The organism is Klebsiella sp. CN_Kp075 (assembly GCF_040065055.2).
Lineage (GTDB): Bacteria > Pseudomonadota > Gammaproteobacteria > Enterobacterales > Enterobacteriaceae > Klebsiella > Klebsiella aerogenes.
On record NZ_CM198050.1, the window covers coordinates 645,493 to 668,661 of the forward strand.

At 57.0% G+C, this 23,169-nt stretch carries 18 protein-coding genes; 8 read left to right on the forward strand and 10 right to left on the reverse strand.

The window, feature by feature from the left end:
• Window positions 1–38: 38 nt before the first annotated feature.
• Together ABLV78_RS03155 and ebgA are read right to left on the reverse strand one after the other, a co-directional pair.
• Window positions 39–488 (reverse strand): beta-galactosidase subunit beta, encoded by a 450-nt coding sequence (locus ABLV78_RS03155; protein WP_004900777.1) that lies wholly within the window; start codon window positions 486–488, stop codon window positions 39–41.
• Complete coding sequence (gene ebgA / locus ABLV78_RS03160) at window positions 485–3,583, reverse strand: beta-galactosidase subunit alpha (protein ID WP_047043181.1); 3,099 nt, start codon at window positions 3,581–3,583, stop codon at window positions 485–487. Before ebgA ends, ABLV78_RS03155 begins: the two co-directional genes overlap by 4 nt.
• Window positions 3,584–3,730: 147 nt before the next feature.
• Between ebgA and ABLV78_RS03165 the strand changes: the two genes are divergently transcribed.
• Window positions 3,731–4,525 carry a hypothetical protein gene (locus tag ABLV78_RS03165; protein WP_512171670.1) on the forward strand — a complete coding sequence of 265 codons (795 nt, stop codon included), beginning with the start codon at window positions 3,731–3,733 and terminating at the stop codon, window positions 4,523–4,525.
• Here the strand turns inward: ABLV78_RS03165 and ebgR are convergent.
• Window positions 4,476–5,459, reverse strand: a complete 984-nt coding sequence (gene ebgR / locus ABLV78_RS03170; RefSeq protein WP_009485173.1) for a transcriptional regulator EbgR — start codon at window positions 5,457–5,459, stop codon at window positions 4,476–4,478. The genes ABLV78_RS03165 and ebgR overlap by 50 nt on opposite strands.
• A 207-nt stretch (window positions 5,460–5,666) precedes the next feature.
• Here ebgR and ABLV78_RS03175 point away from each other — a divergent pair, with 207 nt between their 5' ends.
• Window positions 5,667–5,999 (forward strand): tRNA-binding protein, encoded by a 333-nt coding sequence (locus tag ABLV78_RS03175; RefSeq protein ID WP_047043178.1) that lies wholly within the window; start codon window positions 5,667–5,669, stop codon window positions 5,997–5,999.
• A 42-nt stretch (window positions 6,000–6,041) separates the two neighbouring features.
• Here the strand turns inward: ABLV78_RS03175 and ygjG are convergent, their stop codons facing one another.
• Complete coding sequence (gene ygjG, locus ABLV78_RS03180; RefSeq protein WP_047043175.1) at window positions 6,042–7,421, reverse strand: putrescine aminotransferase; 1,380 nt, start codon at window positions 7,419–7,421, stop codon at window positions 6,042–6,044.
• Window positions 7,422–7,684: 263 nt separating this feature from the next.
• A complete protein-coding gene (locus ABLV78_RS03185) occupies window positions 7,685–8,203 on the reverse strand; it encodes a PadR family transcriptional regulator (protein WP_047043172.1) in 519 nt (172 codons plus the stop codon).
• 228 nt (window positions 8,204–8,431) lie between these two features.
• On the opposite strand from ABLV78_RS03185, the gene ABLV78_RS03190 reads away from it, so the two are divergent.
• A complete protein-coding gene (locus ABLV78_RS03190; RefSeq protein ID WP_047043162.1) occupies window positions 8,432–9,205 on the forward strand; it encodes a siderophore-interacting protein in 774 nt (257 codons plus the stop codon).
• A 103-nt stretch (window positions 9,206–9,308) separates the two neighbouring features.
• On the opposite strand, the gene ABLV78_RS03195 is transcribed toward ABLV78_RS03190, so the two are convergent.
• From ABLV78_RS03195 to dhaK, 4 genes are all read right to left on the reverse strand, one after another.
• The gene (locus ABLV78_RS03195; protein ID WP_047043153.1) at window positions 9,309–10,958 is read right to left on the reverse strand and encodes a glycerone kinase; all 1,650 of its coding nucleotides are present in this window, start codon (window positions 10,956–10,958) and stop codon (window positions 9,309–9,311) included.
• 74 nt (window positions 10,959–11,032) lie between these two features.
• The gene (dhaM, locus tag ABLV78_RS03200) at window positions 11,033–12,451 is read right to left on the reverse strand and encodes a dihydroxyacetone kinase phosphoryl donor subunit DhaM (protein ID WP_047043150.1); all 1,419 of its coding nucleotides are present in this window, start codon (window positions 12,449–12,451) and stop codon (window positions 11,033–11,035) included.
• Between the two features lie 10 nt (window positions 12,452–12,461).
• Window positions 12,462–13,094, reverse strand: coding sequence for a dihydroxyacetone kinase subunit DhaL (gene dhaL, locus ABLV78_RS03205; protein WP_007372179.1), 633 nt, complete (start codon window positions 13,092–13,094; stop codon window positions 12,462–12,464).
• 10 nt (window positions 13,095–13,104) lie between these two features.
• Window positions 13,105–14,175: a dihydroxyacetone kinase subunit DhaK gene (gene dhaK, locus ABLV78_RS03210; RefSeq protein WP_020077889.1), complete on the reverse strand. Its 1,071-nt coding sequence runs from the start codon at window positions 14,173–14,175 to the stop codon at window positions 13,105–13,107.
• 555 nt (window positions 14,176–14,730) lie between these two features.
• Between dhaK and ABLV78_RS03215 the strand changes: the two genes are divergently transcribed.
• Both ABLV78_RS03215 and dhaR read left to right on the forward strand, forming a co-directional pair.
• Complete coding sequence (locus ABLV78_RS03215; RefSeq protein WP_007372182.1) at window positions 14,731–15,828, forward strand: glycerol dehydrogenase; 1,098 nt, start codon at window positions 14,731–14,733, stop codon at window positions 15,826–15,828.
• Window positions 15,829–15,944: 116 nt separating this feature from the next.
• Entirely contained in the window at window positions 15,945–17,876 is a 1,932-nt protein-coding gene (gene dhaR, locus ABLV78_RS03220; protein WP_047043144.1) for a dihydroxyacetone kinase operon transcriptional regulator DhaR, read from the forward strand.
• Between the two features lie 10 nt (window positions 17,877–17,886).
• Here the strand turns inward: dhaR and ABLV78_RS03225 are convergent, their stop codons facing one another.
• Window positions 17,887–18,582 carry a helix-turn-helix domain-containing protein gene (locus ABLV78_RS03225; RefSeq protein WP_047043142.1) on the reverse strand — a complete coding sequence of 232 codons (696 nt, stop codon included), beginning with the start codon at window positions 18,580–18,582 and terminating at the stop codon, window positions 17,887–17,889.
• Between the two features lie 515 nt (window positions 18,583–19,097).
• Here ABLV78_RS03225 and ABLV78_RS03230 point away from each other — a divergent pair.
• The 3 genes from ABLV78_RS03230 to ABLV78_RS03240 all read left to right on the forward strand — a co-directional run bounded on the left by ABLV78_RS03230 (window position 19,098) and on the right by ABLV78_RS03240 (window position 23,153).
• Entirely contained in the window at window positions 19,098–20,786 is a 1,689-nt protein-coding gene (locus ABLV78_RS03230; protein WP_047043139.1) for an arylsulfatase, read from the forward strand.
• A 72-nt stretch (window positions 20,787–20,858) separates the two neighbouring features.
• Window positions 20,859–22,121, forward strand: coding sequence for an anaerobic sulfatase maturase (locus ABLV78_RS03235; RefSeq protein WP_047043135.1), 1,263 nt, complete (start codon window positions 20,859–20,861; stop codon window positions 22,119–22,121).
• A gap of 36 nt (window positions 22,122–22,157) precedes the next feature.
• Window positions 22,158–23,153 carry an HAD family hydrolase gene (locus ABLV78_RS03240; RefSeq protein WP_047043132.1) on the forward strand — a complete coding sequence of 332 codons (996 nt, stop codon included), beginning with the start codon at window positions 22,158–22,160 and terminating at the stop codon, window positions 23,151–23,153.
• The last annotated feature ends 16 nt before the right edge of the window (window positions 23,154–23,169 follow it).

Genomic DNA, 23,169 nt, shown 5'->3' on the forward strand with positions numbered 1-23,169 from the left:
GGCGTACCCGTTGACCTCCCTTGTCGCTTAACGCGGGTTTACTTATTGAGGAAGTATCCGTCTTCAACCGTGACTCGCAGCACCACTTTTTTTACCGGCGCATCGCAGATAAAGCGGTAGGCTTCGTCGATATCGCAAATCACCATCTGCCCTTCGTGAACCTTCACCGTTTCACCGATCCCTTTCAGGTATTCGCGATCGGTTTCGTCGCGGTAGCAGGCGACGGTTTGCAGATTTTCTTTGGCGGCAAACTCGATTTTCTGCTGCCCCTGCAGGTAATAGTGCACCTCAAAGTAGCGGCGGTTGCCGACAAATAGCGCATCGGTCGTACTATCGGTTTCCACCCGATAGGAGAGCGAATCACCAATGGAATGCGCCACACCCGGGCGGATGTTGTCGATGTTATTGATGGCTTCCACGCAGCGCTGCCATTTGCGGCCGCTATGATAAACCTGCTTAAACTGTTCTAAATTATCGAGAATTCTCATTGTTCAGCCTCGCTGTGTGCAACGGGGGAAAAGAAACCGGCGCCGAAGCTATGGTTCGCCAGTACCTGCGAGGTGCCGCATCCGCCCTCCAGCGGCAGCAGCGTAAAGCCATAGTTGAAGGTGTTGAGCCAGACGCGCCAGCTATCCAGCACTTCGCTGCCCCAGGAGTTGGAGCCGAGGCCGAGCAGTTGCGCATCGATATTCAGGGTGATGTCATCGCTGCGCTGCAGTTCGTTGCAGTGCTGGGCGGCGTGCAGATTTTCTGCCGTATAATGCCAGGCGCTGACGTTGAGCGGATTGCGCGGAACGACCAGCAGACCGCTGCCGTGGCGGTCGCTGAACGATGCCCAGCGCACGTGCTGACGATTAGCGTTGTTCTGCGGGAACGGATAATTGACGAACATATCGTCGACGGTGGTATGCCAGATATCAATGATGTTGCTTTGCTGGCTGTCGGCGTAGTTCTCGCCCGGCCCGCGGCCATAGTAGTTCACCTGGTCGAACTCACCGTTAATGCCCAGCATAAAGCCGATGCACGGGACGATGTGTGGATAGTCGCCGTAGCGCTCGCCGGCCAGCTCAACGTTGATGTGGCCCTGTGGGGTAATCTGCCAGCGATAGGTACAACGCATACCGAAGTCGAACACCGGCGGCGCAATCACGCTGCGGGTGGTGATCACCACCGTTTCGCCCTCTATTTCAGCGCTGAATTCGCGCAGATGCTCCTGCATTATCTGCAGGTGGGCCGGCTGCCACAGTCCTTCGTATTCCTGTTTATGGTTATCAATCATGGGCTTGAAGAAGTTAATCTTCGGCTCGCGGGTTACCTGGTCGACGCCGTTGACCTGCCATTCGCTCAGTTTGCCGCTGACCTTGCTGAACACCACGCGGAAGTTATGGCCGCAGATGGTGTAGCTGAGGCGTTCATCGACAATCTGCAGCGGCGTGGCGCTGGCGTTTAACAGCGGCGTTCGCGCGGCGGTTCGCGCTTTAAGCGGGAACTGATAGACGGCGATATCGTGATTGGCTTCGCTATACGGGGTGCGCGAATCTTTGGTCACCATGATGTTGACGAAAGCCTCACGCTCGTCGAGCTGCGGCAGGGCGATTTGCAGGTCGCGGCCGCTGTTCGGCGCCAGGTCTTGCACTTTCAGCAACTGACTGGAGAGCGTTTCGCCTTCGGCGCGCACTTCAACGCGCAGGGTGTAGTCATCGAGAGTGGAGAACCACAGTTTGTTTTCCACCCGCAGTTCGCCGCGGCAGATATCCCGTGCCTGTACTTTCACCGGGGCGATGACCTGTTTGTATTCGCGCAGGCCCGGCCCCGGCGTCTGGTCGGAGAAAATCAGACCATCGAGGCAGAAGTTGTAGTTGTTCGGGTAGTCGCCGTAATCGCCGCCAAATTTGTACCACACCGTACCGTTATCGTCGGTGGCCTGGATCCCGTGGTCGCACCATTCCCACACGTAGTGGCCCTGGATACAGTCGTGCTGGTAAAAAACATTCTGATATTCAGTTAATCCGCCGGGACCGTTGCCCATCGCATGGGCGTACTCACAGATAATGCGTGGTTTTTCATGCGGATGCTCGCCAAATTCGTTCATCAGCGGCACGCGGGTGTACATGGTGGAGATGATATCCACCACCTCGGCGTCGCGATCCTCTTCGTAGTGCACCAGCCGGGTATCATCCAGCGCTTTGGTGGCGTGGTACATGGCGCGGATGTTGCAGCCATAGCCGGATTCGTTACCCAGCGACCAGATGACGATCGACGGATGGTTTTTCTGCGCGTGCACGTGGCGCACGATGCGCTCAACGTAGATGTGTTCCCAGGCCGGGTCGTCGGTGATGGCGCTGAGGTTGCCGACGTTGGCGAAACCGTGGGACTCCACGTCGGTTTCCGCCATCACGAACAGTCCGTAGATATCGCACATTTCATAGAAACGTGGGTCGTTCGGGTAGTGGGCGGTGCGCACCGAGTTGATGTTGTGCTGCTTCATCAGCAGCAGATCTTTTTCCACGCGATCCATGCCGACCGCGCGGCCTTTCAGATGATCGTTATCGTGGCGGTTTACGCCGTGCAGCATTACGTAGCGGTTATTGATATAGAACAGGCCGTCACGCACTTTGATATCGCGGAAACCGACGCGCTGCGGGATGATTTCCAGCACCTCGCCAGCGGCGTTCTTTAACGTCAGCACCAGATGATAAAGATACGGGCTTTCCGCCGACCACTGCTGCGGCGCGCTCACATCAATCGTGAAGCCGGTGTTCAGCTGCTGACTGACCTGCAGTTGACCGACGTTGCCCGAATAAAGCGCCTTTTCGCCGTCGAACAGGGTATATTCCAGCGTCGCCGCCGCCGCCGCCGTCTGCGGAGCCAGGTTTTCCAGCGTCAGCTGGCAGGAGAGGGTCGCGTCGATGTAGTCATCGTTAAAATCGGTGCGCACGGTGAAATCCTGCACGTGCAGCGGATTTTTCCCCACCAGATAGACGTCGCGGAAAATGCCCGCCGACCACCACATGTCCTGATCTTCAATATAGGTGGAGTCCGCCCACTGCATCACGCGCACGCACAGCAGGTTGTCGCCGGTTTTCACCGCCGCGCTGATATCGAACTCGGCGGTCAGGCGGCTGCCTTTGCTAAAGCCGATGTACTGGCCGTTAACGTAGACTTCGAAATAGGTTTCGACGCCATCGAATTTGATGATGGTTTGTTTGCCCTGCCAGCCGTCGCCGAGGGTGAACAGGCGCTGGTAGGCGCCGGTCGGGTTATCGGTCGGGACATAGGGCACGTCGATGGGGAAGGGAAAACCTTCGTCGGTGTACTGCAGCTGGCCGTGGCCTTCCATCTGCCACATACCCGGTACGGTAATTGGCCCCCACTCGTTCTGATAGCATGAGGTAAAGCTCTCCGGTACCAGCAGCGGGTTGGTGAAAAAGCGAAAGTTCCACTGCCCGCTGAGGGACAGGAAGCGGCTGCTGGTTTCGCGGGCGAAGGTCCGCGCCTGGGCCAGTGAGTCGTAAGAGAAGAAATACGCCCGCGGCGGCAGCCTGTTTTCATGAGTGAGTTGAAGGTTTTCCCAGCGATTCATATCGCCTCCCTGAACGGCTTAATAAGATAAAACTCATTTTAGTAAAACTTTTACTAAATAAAATCGCCAGGGATGATTTACTTTAACTTGATCACAAAATGAGCCACTTTATGCCGGGTGGCGGCTGCGCCTTATCCGGCCTACAGAATGGCGTTCTGGCCAGGACCGGTAGCCCGGCTAAGCGAAGCGCCGCCGGGGAACTGGATGGGGGATGAGGCCGTTTTGTGCCGGGTGGCGGCTGCGCCTTACCCGGCCTACAGAATGGCGTTCCGGCCAGGACCGGTAGCCCGGCTAAGCGAAGCGCCGCCGGGGAACTGGATGGGGGATGAAGCCGCTTTGTGCCGGGTGGCGGCTGCGCCTTACCCGGCCTACAGAATGGCGTTCCGGCCAGGACCGGTAGCCCGGCCAGGCGAAGTGCCGCCGGGGAACTGGATGGGGGATGAAGCCGCTTTATGCCGGGTGGCGGCTTCGCCTTACCCGACCTACAGAATGGCGTTCCGGCCAGGACCGGTAGCCCGGCTAAGCGAAGCGCCGCCGGGGAACTGGATGGGGGATGAGGCCGTTTTGTGCCGGGTGGCGGCTGCGCCTTATCCGGCCTACAGAATGGCGTTCCGGCCAGGGCCGGTAGCCCGGCCAGGCGAAGCGCCGCCGGGGAACTGGATGGGGGATGAAGCCGCTTTATGCCGGGTGGCGGCTGCGCCTTATCCGGCCTACAGAATGGCGTTCCGGCCAGGACCGGTAGCCCGGCTAAGCGAAGCGCCGCCGGGGAACTGGATGGGGGATGAAGCCGCTTTATGCCGGGTGGCGGCTTCGCCTTACCCGGCCTACAGAATGGCGTTCCGGCCAGGACCGGTAGCCCGGCTAAGCGAAGCGCCGCCGGGATGGGGTTGGATTAACGGGTGGTGCCGCGCAGCTTCAACACGCTGGGAACAAAAACGTTAAGCGGCAGGGCGCGGCCATCGCGGGCCTTCTCGATCAGCAGGTTCACCCCCTGACTACCCATCATTTCGGAGTGGATCCGCACCGTCGACAGCGGCGGGAAGGTAAAGCGCGCGGTGGGGATATCATTGACGCTAATCAGCGAAATATCTTCCGGGATCGCCAGCCCGCGTTCGTGAATGGCGCGCAGCACGCCAATGGCGATGGAGTCCGAGGCGACAAACAGCGCCCGCGGAAATTCCGCTTGCGCCAGCATCTGCTTCGCCAGCTCATAACCGGACGAGCTGGAAAAACCGCCGCGCCAGATATCATCGGCTGAAACCACGCCCTTCAACTGGCCGTACTCCACAAACGCCACTTCGCGAATATCGGCCTTGCCGGGCTGGTCCTGGCCGCCGATAAATCCAATACGCGACGCGCCCTGCTGGATAAAGAAGTCGACCACCTCTTTAGCGATACGTACCAGGTCGATATCCACCGCATCGTACGGGCTGCCGGCTTCGTGGAAATCAATAAAGCAGATATTGTCGGTCAGCGCGCTGGCGGTTTCGCGCAGCTCGCGCGTCGGCTGGCCGATAATCAATACGCCGGTGACCTTTTTCAGCTCGGGCAGGGTGTTATTGAGATAGCAGTTGGTGAGCTCGATGGCCAGCTTTTCGCACTGGGTTTCAATACCGTGGCGAATGGCGAGATAGTAAGGGTCGTTAATTTCCAGCTCTTGCTGGTAGCTGTACAGCGCCAGGATATGATGGTGGCCGACGGGTAGGACCTGCGTTTTACGCGCGCTGCTGCTTTTATACTCCAGCTTCTCCGCAATCTCGAGAATGCGATGCTTGGTCTCTTCTTTCACGTTCAGGGTGGGATCGTCGTTTAACACCCGGGAAACCGTCGCCAGCGAAACACCCGCTTCGGTCGCAATGTCTTTTAGCGTTGCCATCTTTTTCCTTTATCGGACGTTGCCCATGTTTGCTCATCCATTGTAAAGCAAGCGTCGCGTCCTGCACCTTATTTCAGTAAAAAACGCCTGCGCGCGAGGGCTGTTTTCCCCGGCGATAGCGTGACAGAAGTAGCATTATTCTCAGCATTATGCAGACGAACGGCAAAAACTTGCTATCTTTTAGTAAAAATTTACTGGAGGTGAGAGATGGATACCGTAGCTTACGCTGATTTTGCCAAACTGGAGATGCGCGTCGGCAAGATTGTCGAGGTGAAGCGCCATGACAATGCCGACAAACTGTACATTGCGCGGATTGATGTCGGCGACCGCACGCTGCAGACGGTCACCAGCCTGGTGCCCTACTACAGCGAAGAGGAGCTGCTGGGGAAAACGGTGGTGGTGCTGTGTAATCTGGCGAAAGCCAAAATGCGTGGTGAAACTTCTGAGTGCATGCTGTTATGCGCGGAAACCGAGGATGAAAGCGAAAGCGTGCTGTTGACGCCGGAGCGCGCCATGCCGGCAGGCGTGCGGGTGGTATAACGCGAAAATACCCTCTCCCGGCGGGAGAGGGTCGGGTGTGAATTATGTCTCTTCGACCGAAACGCGCAGTGCCGCCAGCGCCTTGCGCGCCGCCTTCAGCACCTGTTCGCACTGTTCGAGGGTGAGCGTCAGCGGCGGTTCAACGCGGATCGTCTTGGCGTTGTTTAACGTCCCGGCGACCAGCACCCGCTGTCTGAACATCTCGCTGGCAAAGTTATAGCCAATCTCGTTATCGACAAACTCAATGGCCATCAGCATGCCTTTCCCACGGACTTCATTCACCAGATCCGGATATTCGCGCGCCAGTTGACGGAAGCCGTCCAGCAACAGATCGCCTTTTTGCTCCGCCTGCGCCGGCAGGTTCTGCGAGAGCAAGACGTTGATCGTCGCCAGCGCCGCCGCGCAGGCCAGCGGGTTGCCGCCGAAGGTGGTGGTGTGCAGGAATGGGTTATCGAACAGCACCGAGAAGACCTCTTCCGTCGCCACCGTCGCGCCGATCGGCATTACGCCGCCGCCGAGCGCTTTAGCCAGACATAGAATATCCGGCTGCACGTTTTCATGCTCGCAGGCGAACATCTTGCCGGTGCGGCCCATGCCGGTCTGTACTTCGTCGAGGATCAGCAACGCGCCAAACTCGTCGCACAGTTTACGGACCGCCGGTAAGTAACCCGCCGGCGGCAGGATCACGCCGCCTTCGCCCTGGATAGGCTCAAGGATCACCGCCGCGACGTCATCACCGGTTTTCTTGCACTCGCTCAGTATGGAACGCATGGCGTTGATATCGCCGAACGGCACGTGGCGGAAGCCCGGCAGCAGCGGCATAAACGGTTTACGGAAGGTCGATTTCGCGGTGGCCGACAGCGCACCCAGCGATTTACCGTGGAACGCGCCGCTGGTGGCGACGAAGGTAAACTTGCCGCGCGGAGACTGATAGGCTTTTGCCAGCTTCAGCGCCGCTTCCACCGATTCCGTGCCGCTATTGCAGAAGAAACTGTATTTGAGCTTGCCGGGCGTTAAGGCCGCCAGCGTTTTCGCCAGCATCGCCCGCAGCGGGTCCAGCAGCTCCTGGCTGTGAAGCGGTTGTTTCGCGAGTTGATTTTCGACGGCGGATACCACAACTGGATTACGGTGCCCTACATTGAAGATGCCAAACCCACCAAGGCAGTCGATAAACTCCTGTCCCTGGGTGTCGACAAGCGTATTTAACCCTCCCGCTTGCCACTCTACGGCTCCGTAATCCCCGCCGGCTGTGACCGATTTTCTATACTCCAGAAACCCCGGGTTCACATGTTCTTTAAAGTATTCTCTCACCTCCTGGTTCAGTGCTTTCATTTCGTCATGGGAGAGCGATTGCTTCTCGATGAGATTCAGTGCGTGCGCGCTGCAGGCCAGAGCCGATGCGCTGGAAGGTAACCTGTTCAAAATGTGCTCCTGGGGGGGCGTATCACATGATACTGAATTAAGTATTGCAGGGATTACGCCAGCCTGGCAGCGACGATGAAAATCGGGATAAACGCAAAGTTAAGGCGCAAATGTGCAAAATTTAATCTCATAACTTAATTATTGGCACGTTTTATTCCTGAGGCTGCAAGATAAACTGCCGTTGGGGTGTGAAGCGGTATGAATTGGGGTGGTGCAGGCTGCCGCGTGATGGAGCAGCCTGGGAACTATTGTGGTGCGAGAGGTTAATCGAGCTGGGAGATTTCCATCGCCGCGCGGTCAATCACGCCGATGATCTGTTTCAATTGAGCGTCGCTGATGCTCTGCTGGTTGACCTTCAGGTCCAGCACCGCTTTAAAGTTCTCCAGCGCGCGTTTCATCTGCGGATTTTTGCGCAATTCGCAGCCGACCATGCGTTCCTGCAGGCGCGTCTGAATTTGGCTTAACAGCTCGCCGCTTTCGGCGCGCAGGCGGAGTCCCTCTTCAGTGATAGCGATTTTTTTACGCCCATTTTCCTCTTCTACGCTAATCAATCCCTGATCCTGCAGCAGGTCGAGCGTCGGATAGATAACGCCGGGGCTGGGGCTGTAATTACCTTGCGTCAGCGCCTCAATCTCTTTAATCAGCTCATAGCCGTGGCTGGCGTTGCGCGAAAGGATATCGAGGATCACCAGGCGCAATTCGCCGTGGCCAAAGAAACGCTGGCGGCGTCCGCCGCCGCGACGGCCCTGTTCGCCGTGGCCCTCTTCGTGATGATGTCGCATCGATGTCTCCTGTATTTTTGATATATCTAATTTATATCTAAAAAATAATAAATGACAACGGTTTATTTTTAATTTATTGATAATAAAGAATTTATTTTTGATTTTGGCTTTATTGTGTCTTTCTCTCGCTTTATATCAAAAAAAACTTGCCATTTTCACTAATGGCAATCATTATCATTTGCACTGAGTTTAGATATATCTATTTACCCTTCAATAAGGCGACGACGGATGACCACAATTAAACAAGCAAAATATCCGCAGCGCGTGCGTAACGAACTACGTTTTCGCGAATTAACCGTGCTGCGCGTTGAGCGTATCGGCCAGGCGTTCCAGCGGATTGTGCTGGGGGGCGAGGCGCTGGATGGCTTTGTTTCCCAGGGTTTTGACGACCACACTAAACTGTTTTTCCCGCAGGCGGGCAGCGTATTTACGCCGCCGGAAGTGACCGACGAAGGTATTAACTGGGGCGAGGGCGTGCGCCCGGCGACCCGCGACTACACGCCGCTGTACGATGCCGAACGCCACGAGCTGGCTTACGATTTTTATATCCACGATGGCGGTATTGCCAGCCGCTGGGCGCTGGAAGCCAACGTCGGCGATAAGCTGGTGATCGGCGGGCCGCGCGGTTCGCTGGTGGTGCCGGAAGATTACGCCTGGCAGCTTTATGTCTGTGACGAGTCGGGAATGCCGGCGCTGCGCCGCCGCCTGCTGGGATTGCGCCAGCTGCCGGTGACGCCGCAGGTGACGGCCATCGTCTCTATTGCGGATGCTTCGTATAAAGACTATCTGGCGGATCTCGACGGCTTTAATATCGAATGGGTGGTAGGCCACCACCCGGCGTTCGTCGCCGAGCGCCTGGCACAGGTTAAGATGCCGTCAGAAGATTATTTCATCTGGCTGACCGGTGAAGGCGCGGTGGTGAAATCGCTGCTGGCGCGCTTTGAGGATCCGAGTATCGATCAGCAGCTGGTGCGTTCGCAGGCGTACTGGCACAGTAAATAATCGGCAGAGTGGTAAACCCGGATGGCGGCGCGTTGCGCCTTATCCGGGCTACCTTTCAATGGTGTTATATCGCCCCGGTAAGCGCAGCGCCACCGGGTGAGGCTTAGCGTTCAGCCAGCGCCTTAAACACCATCGCCACCGCGTGAGCACCGGGGTCCATGTTGCCGAGCAGGCTCTCGCTGTTGAGATAGGAGGCGCGCCCGGCGCCGGCTTTGCTCGACTGGCAGGTGCGATCCGCGCCGGCCTGCGCCGCGACGAAAGCGGCCTGCAGATTATCCGGCTTGGCCAGCAGCGCCGCCAGCGCCGGCTGCAGGGCATCAATCATCGTCCGGTCTCCCTCATCGGCGCCGCCGTAAAATTTCATCTGCCCCAGACCGGCATTCAGCGCTTCCGCCATGCTGGCTCCTTGTTCCAGCTTCTGTCCGGCGGCGGTGAAGAAAATCGACATCAAGACGCCGCTGGAGCCGCCCATTACCACCGTCAGGCGTTCGCCGATTAGCGCGAACAGCGTGGGTAAATCATTTAACGGCAGTTGCTGGCGTTGCAGCAGAGCGGCAATCTCGCGCGCGCCGGCGGCGAAAGTGGAGCCGGTATCGCCGTCGCCCACTTTGGCGTCCAGCGCGTTGAGATGGGCTTCGAGGCCGGAGAGGGTGCTGGTCACCTGCGCCACGTAATCGCCCACCTGCGGGTTGGCCGATGGCGTAAAGGCGACGCGTGCGCTGGCGAGCGCGGACGGCATGATATTAACGGCCCGCGGCTGCACCGGCTTCTGCCAACTGGCGGTTTCGACATCCGACAGCAGCGCCTTTTCAATGCTCTCTTCCAGTACGATAGTGGTCAGCGAGAAGCCTTTCATATCCAGCGCCGTTACCAGCGAAGCGGGGCCAATCAACCAGTCAACGCGCGCATGGAGTGGGGTGTTGGCCAGCTCGCGGGTCAGAATCGCCATCTCGGCCACCGACACGCCGCCGAGATTATTGAGCATCACCGCCAGGCGGCCGGTTTCAGGTAGGGCGGCGGTCAGCTTCTCTACCATAATCTGCATGATTTCCGCGCTGTTATGGGTCGCGATCGTCGAAGCTCCCGGCTCGCCGTGGATGCCCATCCCCAGCTCGGCGTGGCCAGGCTGATGGCGCGGCGCGCTTTCCGCTTCCTGCGGCAGGTGACAGCTGGCCAGCGCCACCCCGATGCTGGCGGTATGGTTGGCGGCGTATTGCGCTTCGCGCAGGACGGTGGCGAGGTTGAAGCCGCGCTCGGCAAAATAGCCCGCCACTTTATGCACCAGAATGGTCCCGGCGATACCGCGCGGCTGTTTGTTATCCGGCAGCGAAATATCGTCGCCGACGATCAGCATCTCCACGTTGTAGCCAAGACGGCGTGCTTTCTCCGCCGCGAGGCCGAAGTTAAGCCGATCGCCGGTGTAGTTTTTGACGATCAGCAGACAGCCCGCCTCGCCGGTCACCGCCTGAATCGCGGTGAGTACCGCATCGACGCTCGGCGAGGCGAACAGATCGCCGCAGACCGCGGCGGTCAGCATGCCTTTACCAATAAAGCCGACGTGCGCTGGTTCATGGCCGGAGCCGCCGCCGGAAATCACCGCCACGTTGTTTTTATTCAGATCGCGGCGCACCACTACGCGGATCGCCGGGTCGCTCTCCAGCCTGGCGAGGTTGTTCCACGGGCTGGCAATAATGGTTCCCTCGATCACGTCGTTAACGAGGCTGGCGCGCTGGTTAAAAAAGAATTGAGACATAGTGGTTCCTGAAGAGTAAGCGAAAACTCACCCTCCGGAGGCGGGCCTCCGGAGTGGTAACGGTCAAAGTAGATTTAGCGACGAATAAGACGTTGCTGATGCATATCGAGCGTGATGGCTTCGCCAGGCTGAATATCATTCAGCGCGTTGCCCTGCTGGCATAACCAGGCGATCCCCGCCGCGCGGGCGATAATCGCGCCGTGGGCCTGTTCGCTGCCGTCGCGCAGGCACAGGCCGGTGACCTTGCTGGCATCCAGTTGGAGTACGGTCGAGGGATAAATATTGTCGGCGATAATAATCGTCGGCTCACTGGCGAATGGCAGCGTCTCCTTAATATCCTGCAGATGGCGTAGCGTGCGCTGCAGAATATCTTCGATATCGATATAGCGCGCCTGCAGGTAGGCGTCATCCAACTGGCGATACTGTTGGCTGAGCTCCATCAGCACCTGATGCCACGCCCATTCCGCCGAGCACTGTTCGGTGAGCAGACGATCGTTGGCGGCATCAAACAGATCTTCATCGTCGAGTAAAGTGTGATGACCGGCGAAGATCGCCGCGATATCGGCGTTAAATTTGTTTTCCGCCAGCTCGGTGAGCGCATTGAGATCGGCCAGCGTCTGGTCGATCGCCTGGCGCAGGCGTTGCTGCTCGCGAGCAACGTCGGCGGCGGCGGGGAGCGCCGGTTGGATCGGCGCCAGCGGATAAAGCAGCGCCGCGCCTTCAACACGCGCAGGTATGGCGGGTTCCGCAGTCGGCTGCACCTCCGGCGACTCGCCGAAGTTATCGGCGGCTAGCGCCTGAAACGCCGCCAGCGCCGCATCGGCGTCCGGACCGCGGGCCAGCAGGCGCAGCTTATCGTGGCGGCGCACCTGCAGCAGAGCGATTTGATTCAGACTGTCCGGGGTGACGCATTTGCCGTTTTTCTCCAGCACCAGGTCGGCGTTAAAACCCGCCAGCGCGGCGACCAGCTTCGATGCCGGACGCACGTGCAGGCCGTTGTGATTGTTAATAATGACTGAAACCGATTTAGCGTCGCCGTCGTCAGCAAGCGTTGGGGCGGCGGCGTCAGGCGTGTGCGAAGGTAAACCCAGCTGAACCCGCTTGGCTTCCAGGGCGTTCATGGCATCGGCGATAACCTTGTCGATCCCGGCGCCGGAGGCGGCGCTGACGGTGGCCGCCAGCGTCCCTTCGACCAGCGGCGCGGCGCACAGCCGCACCTTTGTCGCAATCGCCGGATCGAGCAGATCGAGGGCGGTTTCGGCGCTGAGCAGGGCGCTGCCGATATCCATCATCACCAGTACATGGTCGGTGTCGGCGACGGATTCGATCGCCTCCATGACTTTAATCGGATCGGTGCCGATCGGGCTGTCGGGATCGTCGATCCCGGCGGCGATCGCCAGCTTACAGCCATCGTTCATTAACATCTGCCGGGCCAGTTCTCCGACACCTTCGCCCAGCCGGGCGCTATGAGAAACAATAACCAGGTTTACCATCGCGATTTCCTTACTCTTTGGCGGCGGCAGCCAGCATCTGAACCATAAACAGCACCGAGGTCGCGCCGGGATCCTGATGCCCGATACTGCGCTCGCCGAGATAGCTGGCGCGGCCTTTACGCGCCTGCATGGTGATGGTGGCGTGGGCGGCGCGCTCGGCTACTTCGCAGGCGGCATCCAGCGCGGCGGGGATAGACAAATGCTGCTCGCTGGAATGACGCAGGGATTCCACTACCGGCAGCCAGACGTCGCACATCGTCTTATCGCCCGGCTCCGCTTTACCGCGGTTGACGACGCCGTCCGCGCCTTCGCGGATCATCTGATAAAGCTCGTCGAGGGTCAGGCTCTGATGCGCCTGGGTGACCTGGGCGGCGCGGATAAAGAAGGTGCCGAACAGCGGGCCGCTGGCGCCGCCGACGTTGGAAAGCAGCGTCATCCCGGTATTCTTGAGAATAAAACCGATGTCTTTATCGGCGATCGACGGCAGCTTTTCGACGACTTTGCTGAAGCCGCGATGCATATTGAGGCCGTGGTCGGCGTCGCCGATCTCTTTATCAAGGCCGGTGAGAAAATCGCTCTGTTTGGTGAAAATGTCGCCGCAGCGGTACAGCCAGTCGACGATTTGCGTTCTGTTCAGTGACATGTCGTGCTCCTTATTTTCCCCAGTTCAGCGCCGGGGTATGGACCGGGGCGTCCCATAACGCCAGCGTGTCATCATCCGCTTTCAGCAGGGTGATGGAGAAACCCGCCATATCCAGCGAGGTGCAGTAGCTGCCGATGAGGTTGCGTTCAATCACAATGCCGGACGCTTCGCAGCGCTGGGCGAGGCGGTTGTAAACGCCATACAGTTCGGAAAGCGGCGTGGCGCCGAGGTTATTGACCAGCGCGATAACCCGATCGCCGTTTTGCAGCGCGGTTTTGCTCTGTTTCACTTCCTGCCACGCTCCCTTGACGTTATCCCACTGGCGCAGCGTGCGGCTGTATGCGCCGTTTTCCAGCAGGGTATCGAACATCTCATCGACGGTTTGGTCGAGTGAGCTGAAGCGGCGGCGGTCGATACCCGGCTCGCCATGGATGCCGACGCCGAACTCCATCTCGTCATCTTTCAGAGTAAAGGAGGGTTGTCCGGCGGCCGGTACGGTGCAGGCGCCCAGCGCGATACCAATCGAGTGACCAAGGTTATTTAAACGGCGGCCCAGTTCGGCGCAGGCTTCCAGCGAGTCGCCGCGTTCGGCGGCGGCGCCGACCAGTTTTTCAATCAGCACGGTATTGGCGACGCCGCGACGTCCGGCGGTGTAGAGGCTATCTTTTACCGCCACGTCGTCATCCACCACGACGGTGGTGACCTTAACGCCGCTTTCGTGCAGCAGCTCGGTGGCGGTCTCAAAATTCAGGATGTCGCCGGTATAGTTTTTGATAATCAGCAGGACGCCTTCGCCGCCGTCAATCTGCATCGCGCATTCGAACATTTTGTCCGGCGTCGGCGAGGTGAAAATTTCCCCCGGGCAGGCGCCGGAGAGCATGCCCTGGCCGATGTAGCCGCAGTGCATCGGTTCGTGTCCGCTGCCGCCGCCGGAGAGCAGCGCCACTTTGCCGGCGACCGGCGCATCGGCGCGGGTGACATAGACCGGGTCCTGGTGCAGCGTCAGTTCAGGATGCGCCTTCGCCAGGCCGATAAGCTGTTCACTCAGTACATCTTCCACACGGTTAATCAGTTTTTTCATTGTTTATGCTCCGTAGGGTAGGGGAGGTCGCCTGTCTATAAGGGTAGCCCGGCGATGTAATGATTCTGGCTGAGCGGGCGCAAAATAAAACGCTGTCAAAATGAGTTCCATAACGGAACGTAGAAAATGATTTTTGTTCCTTTATGGAACGTTATTCGCCGATAAACAGAAAAATTGCGAGCCAGCGCTAATAATGTGGCCGTTTTTTTCTGCTATCAGAGATGAGGCTATGATGATTTTTTTCGCCATTGTGCCGCATTGAGGCGATTTTATGCGTTAAAGAGGGGGGACGATAATGGCTTTTGAGCCAAAATGAGCCGATCGCGATCGCAATCCCATCGCTTTCTCAGTCATGTTGTTTCAATATGGAACGTATTATTTTTTTATCTGTTTCAGAACAGAACAAAAAAGGGAAAAATTTTTTTCGCTTTTGCTCGCCCTACAGTGGATGCATCGCTCCGGCAGCGTGGCTGTAGGCGCCATTGATACCAGGCGCCGCGGCATGACGGCCAGGGCTCACGTGTCAATATATGCACTTATTTGAGGGTGAAAGGAATGCTAAAAGTTATTCAATCTCCAGCCAAATATCTCCAGGGACCTGATGCCGCCATGCTGTTCGGCGAATACGCTAAAAACCTGGCCGACAGCTTTTTTGTTATCGCCGATGACTTCGTGATGAAGCTGGCGGGCGACAAAGTATTGAACGGCCTGCATAGCCACAATATTAGCTGCCATGCGGAACGGTTTAACGGCGAGTGCAGCCATGCGGAAATCAACCGCCTGATCGCTATTCTTAAGCAGCACGGCTGCCGCGGCGTGGTGGGTATTGGCGGCGGGAAAACCCTCGATACCGCGAAGGCTATCGGCTATTACCAGAAGCTGCCGGTGGTGGTGATTCCGACAATTGCCTCAACCGATGCGCCGACCAGCGCGCTGTCGGTTATCTACACCGAGGCGGGCGAATTTGAAGAGTATCTGATCTACCCGAAAAACCCGGATATGGTGGTGATGGACACGGCGATTATCGCCAAAGCGCCGGTACGCTTGCTGGTGGCCGGGATGGGCGATGCGCTCTCCACCTGGTTTGAAGCCAAGGCCTGCTTCGATGCGCGAGCCACCAGCATGGCGGGCGGGCAGTCCACGGCGGCGGCCTTGAGCCTGGCGCGCCTGTGCTATGATACGCTGCTGGCGGAAGGCGAAAAAGCACGCCTGGCGGCTCAGGCTGGAGTGGTGACCGATGCGCTGGAGCGCATTGTCGAAGCCAACACCTATCTGAGCGGTATTGGCTTTGAGAGCAGCGGCCTGGCCGGCGCGCACGCGATTCACAACGGTTTCACCATTCTTGAAGAGTGCCACCATCTGTATCACGGCGAAAAAGTCGCTTTCGGCACCCTGGCGCAGCTGGTGCTGCAAAACAGCCCGCTGGAAGAGATCGAAACCGTGATGGGCTTCTGTGAAAAAGTCGGCCTGCCGATCACCCTTGCGCAGATGGGCGTGAAAGAGGGTATTGAAAGCAAAATCCACGCGGTCGCGAAAGCCACCTGCGCGGAAGGCGAAACCATCCACAATATGCCGTTCCCGGTCACCGCGGATAGCGTCTACGCCGCCATCCTTACCGCGGACCTGCTTGGGCAGCAGTGGCTGGCGCGTTAATTCGTTTTCGCCTGACCGAGACGCCGCAGCATAATGCGGCATGAACTTTCCCCTCCGGCAGCCGCTGCCGGAGGGTTTTGTCGTTTTAACTGTGTTAACTACAGCGGAAAAGGGATATGACAGCTCAGACTCAGGGCGCGGAAAAAGAGGTTTCAGCCGTTATCAGCCAGTCGTGGCATCGCTGCAGCAAATTTATGCAGCGGGAAACCTGGCAGGCGCCGCATCAGGCGCAGGGGCTGACCTTTGAATCGATCTGCCGTCGCAAAACCGCGCTGCTGACCATCGGTCAGGCGGCGCTGGAAGATGCGTGGGAGTTTATGGCCAACCGCCCCTGCGCGCTGTTCATCCTTGATGAGTCGGCCTGCATTCTGAGCCGCTGTGGTAACCCGCAGACACTGGAACAGCTGGCGGAACTGGGATTTCGCGACGGCAGCTACTGCGCGGAGAGCATTATCGGCACCTGCGCGCTGTCGCTGGCTTCGATGCTCGGACAGCCGGTCAACACCGCGGGCGACGAGCACTTTAAGCAGGCTCTGCGGCGCTGGTCGTTCAGTTCGACGCCGGTGTTCGATAACCATGGCCGCCTGTTTGGATCGATTTCGCTATGCTGCCTGCGCGAAGAATGGGCCCCGGCGGATCTGTCGCTGACCTTGGCCATCGCCCGCGAAGTGGGTAACTCGCTGCTTACCGACAGCCTGCTGGCGGAATCTAACCGTCACCTTAATCAAATGTATGGCCTGCTGGAAAGTATGGACGACGGGGTGATGGCGTGGAACGAGCAGGGAGTGCTGCAGTTTCTCAACGTGCAGGCGGCCACGCTGCTGCATCTCGATACCCAGGCCAGCCAGGGGCGAAATATCAACGAACTGCTGACCCTGCCGGCGTTGCTGCGCCGCGCGATTAAACAGGCCCGCGGCCTTAATCATGTGGAAGTGACCTTCGAGAGCCAGCATCAGTTTATCGACGCGGTGATCACCCTGAAGCCTATCGTGGAGGAGCAGGGCAATAGCTTCATTTTACTGCTCCACCCGGTGGAGCAGATGCGTCAATTAATGACCAGCCAATTAGGCAAAGTGAGTCATACCTTCGAACAGATGTCGGCGGATGACCCGGAAACCCGCAGGCTGATCCACTTTGGCCGCCAGGCGGCGCGCGGCGCTTTCCCGGTGCTGCTGTGCGGCGAGGAAGGGGTGGGTAAAGAATTACTGAGCCAGGCTATCCATAACGAAAGCGAGCGGGCGCCGGGCCCGTATATTTCGGTTAACTGCCAGCTGTACGCCGACAGCGTACTGGGACAGGATTTTATGGGCAGCGCGCCAACCGACGATGAAAATGGCCGCCTCAGCCGACTCGAACTGGCTAACGGCGGCACGCTGTTCCTGGAAAAAATAGAGTATCTGGCCCCCGAACTGCAGTCGGCGCTGCTGCAGGTGATAAAACAGGGCGTGCTGACGCGTCTTGATGCCCGACGGCTGATTCCGGTAGATGTGAAAGTGATCGCCACCACCACCGTCGACCTCGCCAACCTGGTGGAGCAGAACCGCTTTAGCCGCCAGCTGTACTATGCGCTACATTCGTTTGAGATAGTCATTCCGCCGCTGCGGGCGCGACGCGGCAGCATTCCTTCGCTGGTGCATAGCCGTCTGCGTCGGCTGGAGAAACGCTTTTCATCGCGGCTGAAGGTCGATGACGACGCGCTGGCCCAACTGACCGCCTACCCGTGGCCGGGAAATGATTTTGAGCTTAATAGCATTATTGAGAATATCGCGATGAGCAGCGATAACGGGCATATCCGCTTAAGCAATCTCCCCGAACATCTCTTCTCTACCAGGCCGGGTAGCGAAACGGCCTCATCGCTACTGCCGTCGAGCCTGTCCTTCAGCGCCATCGAGAAAGAGGCGATTATCCAGGCGGCGCGAGTGACCAACGGCCGGGTACAGGAGATGTCGCAGTTGCTGAATATTGGCCGTACCACGCTGTGGCGCAAGATGAAGCAGTACGATATCGACGCCGGGCAGTTTAAGCGCCGGGGGCAGGATAAGGGTTAAGCCAGCGGCGTTAATATTTTTCCGGCAGCTCGTTGACAATATCGACGAGCTCGCCGTTTTTCATCGTGATATAGCCGCCATTTTTCAGATCGGAAAGTACCTGAAACAGATAGCTACGCGACATTTTCGTGCGTCGCAGGATAAAGTTTGCCAGGCTCGGGTCGTGTAATACGCCCTCATTTTTCTGCTTGAGATAGCGATAAATCATGGAGCGAATGACAAAATAGCGGGTGCCAATAGCTCTTTCGTCATGCGCATCGAGCAAAAACGCCAGCGTGATGGCCATCATGTTCATCAGGAAGGTGAATTTATCGGGCTGAGTAAAATGTTTCTCAAAGTATTCGAGATTACAGCTGAACACTTTGACATTTTTTTTGGCGGTATAGTGCAACTGAATGCCCGGACCATAATTCTCGACAATACCAAAAAACATCCCTTTGATGCCTTTGCCGATCTGAAACAACTTTTTCGGTTGGGTTTTCGCTTTTCCAGAGGTGAGAATAAAGTTGTGCTCCTGCATCTCAACGGCAATGACGCCTTCAAGAACAATAATAATCTCGCCTGTACTCAGGGTGAAAGGCGTATCATCAGCAATTTGGCGTATATTATTGCTGTGAGTTAACGAGTCTATCGCCTTTATATTCTTTGAAATCATCTTATTATATTCATCGATGATGTGGGAATAGGGCGTTTGAATACGACTCATTTTCTCTCCGGGCTTAACTCTACCGCTTTATTACTCTTTGCTATTTTGCAGTGGCGATACTTTATATTTTAACGGCGCGGAATTACGCCTGATACAAAATATCTAAATTTAAAAGCTAGCGCCAGATAGCAAGCATCACTTTTGCAGTCCGTTAACGGACTGATCTATCGCTCTTTTTAAAACACTCACTTAGACTGTTTTAGTGGGGTAGTTGGGCTTCTTTTTTTAGTAACTAAGAATCCACTTAAATATTGAATGATAATATTGCTTTTGCCGCGGTTTTATTTAGTGAAACGGTGATGGTGATTGGCTTTGCATAAATGAAAAAATAAAATTGTACGTGTGGATTTTTATTGCTTTCTCTACTTCACTTAAGCGGAATCGCCTCAGTAGCGACAAGGTTTTCGCTGATGTCGCTCATCTCATGTTGAGACTTATCTAATCTGACAACGCCTGCCTGACATTAGCCAAATCGTAAGTGAAATCAGGCGCATTCTGAGCAATGAGGTTTGAAGATGAATAAAAAATATAAGGGTATCGGCGTGCTGGCATTTGCCGCCGGCTCGCTCTTACCCGGCGCGACGGTCAATGCCGCCGATCAAAATGCGGTCGCTCCCAGCGATGGGGCGGCAAAGAAGCCCAATATTATCCTGATCGTCTCTGACGATACCGGCTATGGCGACCTCGGCGTCTACGGCGGCGGCGAAGGCCGCGGTATGCCGACGCCAAACCTCGACAAAATGGCCGATGAGGGGATGACCTTTTTCGACTTCTATGGCCAGCCAAGCAGTACGCCGGGCCGCGCGGCGATGCAGACCGGGCGCATTCCCAACCGTAGCGGTATGACCACCGTGGCCTTCCAGGGGCAGGGCGGCGGTTTACCGAAAGAAGAGTGGACGCTGGCCTCGGTGCTGAAAACCGGCGGCTATAAAACCTTCTTCACCGGTAAATGGCACCTCGGTGAAGCCGATTACGCGTTACCTAACGCGCAGGGCTACGACGAAATGAAATACGTCGGCCTCTACCACCTGAACGCCTATACCTATGCCGATCCGACCTGGTTCCCGGATATGGATCCGCAACTGCGTGAAATGTTTGCTCGCGTCACCCGCGGCGCGCTCTCCGGCAAGGCAGGCGAAGCGCCGAAGGAAGAGTTCAAAATCAACGGCCAGTATGTGAATACCCCGGTCGTTGATGGCAAAGAGGGCGTGGTCGGCATCCCATTCTTCGACCGCTACGTCGAGAAGGCTTCGCTGGACTATCTTGAAGCAAACGCAAAATCTTCCGAACCCTTCTTCATGAGCATCAATTTTATGAAGAACCACCAGCCGAACATGCCGGATCCGGATTACGTCGGCAAGTCGATGTCGAAGAGCAAATACGCCGACTCGATGGTGGAAATGGATGCCCGCGTAGGCCATATCATGGATAAGCTGCGTGAGTTGGGGATCGATAAAAACACCCTTGTGGTATGGACCACCGATAACGGCGCCTGGCAGGACGTTTATCCGGATGCCGGCTATACGCCATTCCGCGGTACCAAAGGTACTGACCGCGAGGGCGGCAGCCGCGTTCCGGCTATTGCCTGGTGGCCAGGCAAGATTAAAGAGCACAGTCGTAACCACGATATCGTTGGCGGCCTCGATCTGATGGCGACTTTTGCTTCAGTGGCCGGGATTAAGTTACCGACCAAGGACCGCGCCGGGCAGCCGATAATCTTCGATAGCTACGATATTTCGCCGGTACTGTTCGGCACGGGCAAAGATCCGCGTACTTCCTGGTTCTACTTCACCGAAAACGAGTTGACCCCGGGGGCGGCGCGCGTCGGCCACTATAAGGCGGTATTTAACCTGCGCGGCGATAACGGCGCGAAAACCGGCGGCCTGGCGGTGGATTCCAACCTCGGCTGGAAAGGGCCGGAGTCCTATGTCGCAACGGTGCCGCAGATTTTCGATCTCTGGCAGGATCCGCAGGAACGCTACGATATCTTTATGAACAACTATACCGAGCATACCTGGACGCTGGTGACCTTCAACGAAGCCATCACTAAGTTGATGAAAACCTACGTCGAGTATCCGCCGCGTAAGCCGCAGAGCGAAGCCTACAGTGGGCCGATTACCCTGTCGCAGTACCAACGCTTTAGCAATATTCGTGAACAGTTAAAACAAGAAGGGTTCCAGTTGGCGATGCCGACCGGCAACTAAAATGACGTTGGCCCGGGCGAAATGTCCGGGCCTTTTGCTGTTGTGAGCATTCTCCGAAATGGGTTCTGGTCGATGAAAAAAAGCACCACCATTCCATTAACGCCTTTGCAGAACCAGGGGCGCTATCTGCCCGCCTATAAACGTCGCTATCACATGATGGCGAAGCCCAGCGGCTCCACCTGCAACCTGGACTGTCAATACTGTTTTTATCTGCATAAAGAGCAGCTTCTGCATCAGCCACACGACAAAGGAATGAGCGATGAGGTACTGGAGAATTTCATTCGTCAGTACATTCAAAGCCAGGATGGCGAAGAGATTATTTTCTCCTGGCAGGGCGGCGAGCCAACCCTGATGGGGCTGGAGTTTTTCGAAAAGGTCGTTGCGCTGCAAAAGAAATATCAGCCGAAGCACCAGCGGATTGAGAACGATCTGCAGACCAATGGCGTGCTGATTAACGATAAGTGGGCCGCCTTTCTTAAGCAGCACAATTTTCTGGTCGGCGTGTCTATCGATGGCCCGCGTGAGATCCACGATCGCTTCCGCGTGACGCGCAGCGGCAAACCGACCTTCGACAAGGTCATGGAAGGGATCGCAGCGCTGAAGCGTCACGGCGTGCCGTTCAACGCGCTGGCAGTCGTTAACCGGGTCAATGCCCGTTTCCCGCGCGAGGTATATCGTTTTCTTACCCGCGAACTGGGCGCTACCTATATCCAGTTCACGCCCTGCGTAGAGGCCGCCGAGTTTAAAACTACCGCGCCGCAATTCTGGCGCGAAGAGACGATCCCCATCACCGGCAGCCGCCGGGCGAAACCGGGGGATCTGGATTCGATCGTCACCGACTGGTCGGTGGATCCCGACGATTGGGGACATTTTCTGACCGAAGCTTTTGATGAATGGGTGACCTGTGATCTGGGCCGCGTGCAGGTCAATTTGTTTGAAACCGCCGTGGTGCAAACCATGGGACTCCCATCCCAGTTATGCATTACCGCGCCGTTTTGCGGTAAGGCGCTGGCGATTGAGAAAAACGGCGACGTCTACTCCTGCGATCACTACGTCTATCCGGAATATAAGCTTGGCAATATTAAGGCGCACAAGCTGGCGCATATGGTCTTTTCCGAGCGGCAGAAAGTGTTTGGGATGGGCAAGAAAGAGACGCTGCCGGCCTACTGCAAAAGCTGTCCGCATCTGAATTTATGCTGGGGCGAATGCCCGAAAAACCGCATCGTGCGCGCCCCGGACGGCGAAGAAGGGCTCAATTATTTGTGTCCCGGCTTTCGCCATTTTTACGCGACGGTTAAACCGACGCTTGAGAAAATTGCCGCCATGCTGAAGTAGGTCTGGTTTTTGGCGGTGGAATAAGAAGGAAAAACAATGAAAAAAACAGTACTGCTCAGCATGCTGCTATTGAGCTTCACCAGCGCGGCAGCCACCGATATGCTGCCGGCATGGAAAGATACCCCTGCTAAACAGGCGATTGAGCAATGGGTGCAGGGGGCGACGCGTGAAGGCGGAGCGGACTTTATTCCGTTAGATAAGCGCTACGTGGTTTTTGATAATGACGGCACCCTGTGGCCGGAAGCGCCGCTGACTTTCCAACTGCAGTTCGCAGTGGATGAAGTGAAAAGACTGGCGCCGGAACATCCGCAATGGCAAAAAGATCCGCTGGTGGCGGCGGTACTGAACAACGATTTGAAAACGGTAGCGGCGGGCGGTGAAAAAGGGCTACTCAAGTTGCTGGCGTTAACCCATAGCGGCATGACCACCGAAGAGTTTAGTCAGCGAGTCAGCGCATGGTTTGACAGCCATCAGGATAAACGTACCGGTTGTCGCTATGACCAGTTGGGATATCAGCCGATGCGCCAACTGCTGGACTATCTGCGCGCCAATGGCTTTAAAACGTGGATCGTTTCCGGCGGCGGAATTGACTTCATGCGCGTGGTGTCGGAGAAAATGTACGGTATTCCGCCGGAGCAGGTTATCGGTTCGTTCGCGCTCAGCGAGTTTAGCCTGACGGATAATGGTACCGAGCTGCGCAAAACGATGAAAGGCGCATTCAATGATGACGCCGCGGCCAAACCGGTGGCGATCCACCTGTTTATGGGCCAGCGCCCGGTTGCGGCTTTTGGTAACAGCGACGGCGATTTGGCGATGCTGCAATACACCGCAGCCAACCCGAACTATAAAACCTTTGAGCTGCTGGTCCACCATACCGATGCGGCGCGAGAGTATGCCTACGACAGCCATCCTTCCGCCAGCGGCAAGCTGGTGAAAGGATTGACCGAGGCGAAACAAAAGGGTTGGACAGTCGTCGATATGCAGCAGGACTGGAAGACGGTATACGACCCGGCGCAGTGTAAGGCGAAATAAAAAACGCCCCATGTTG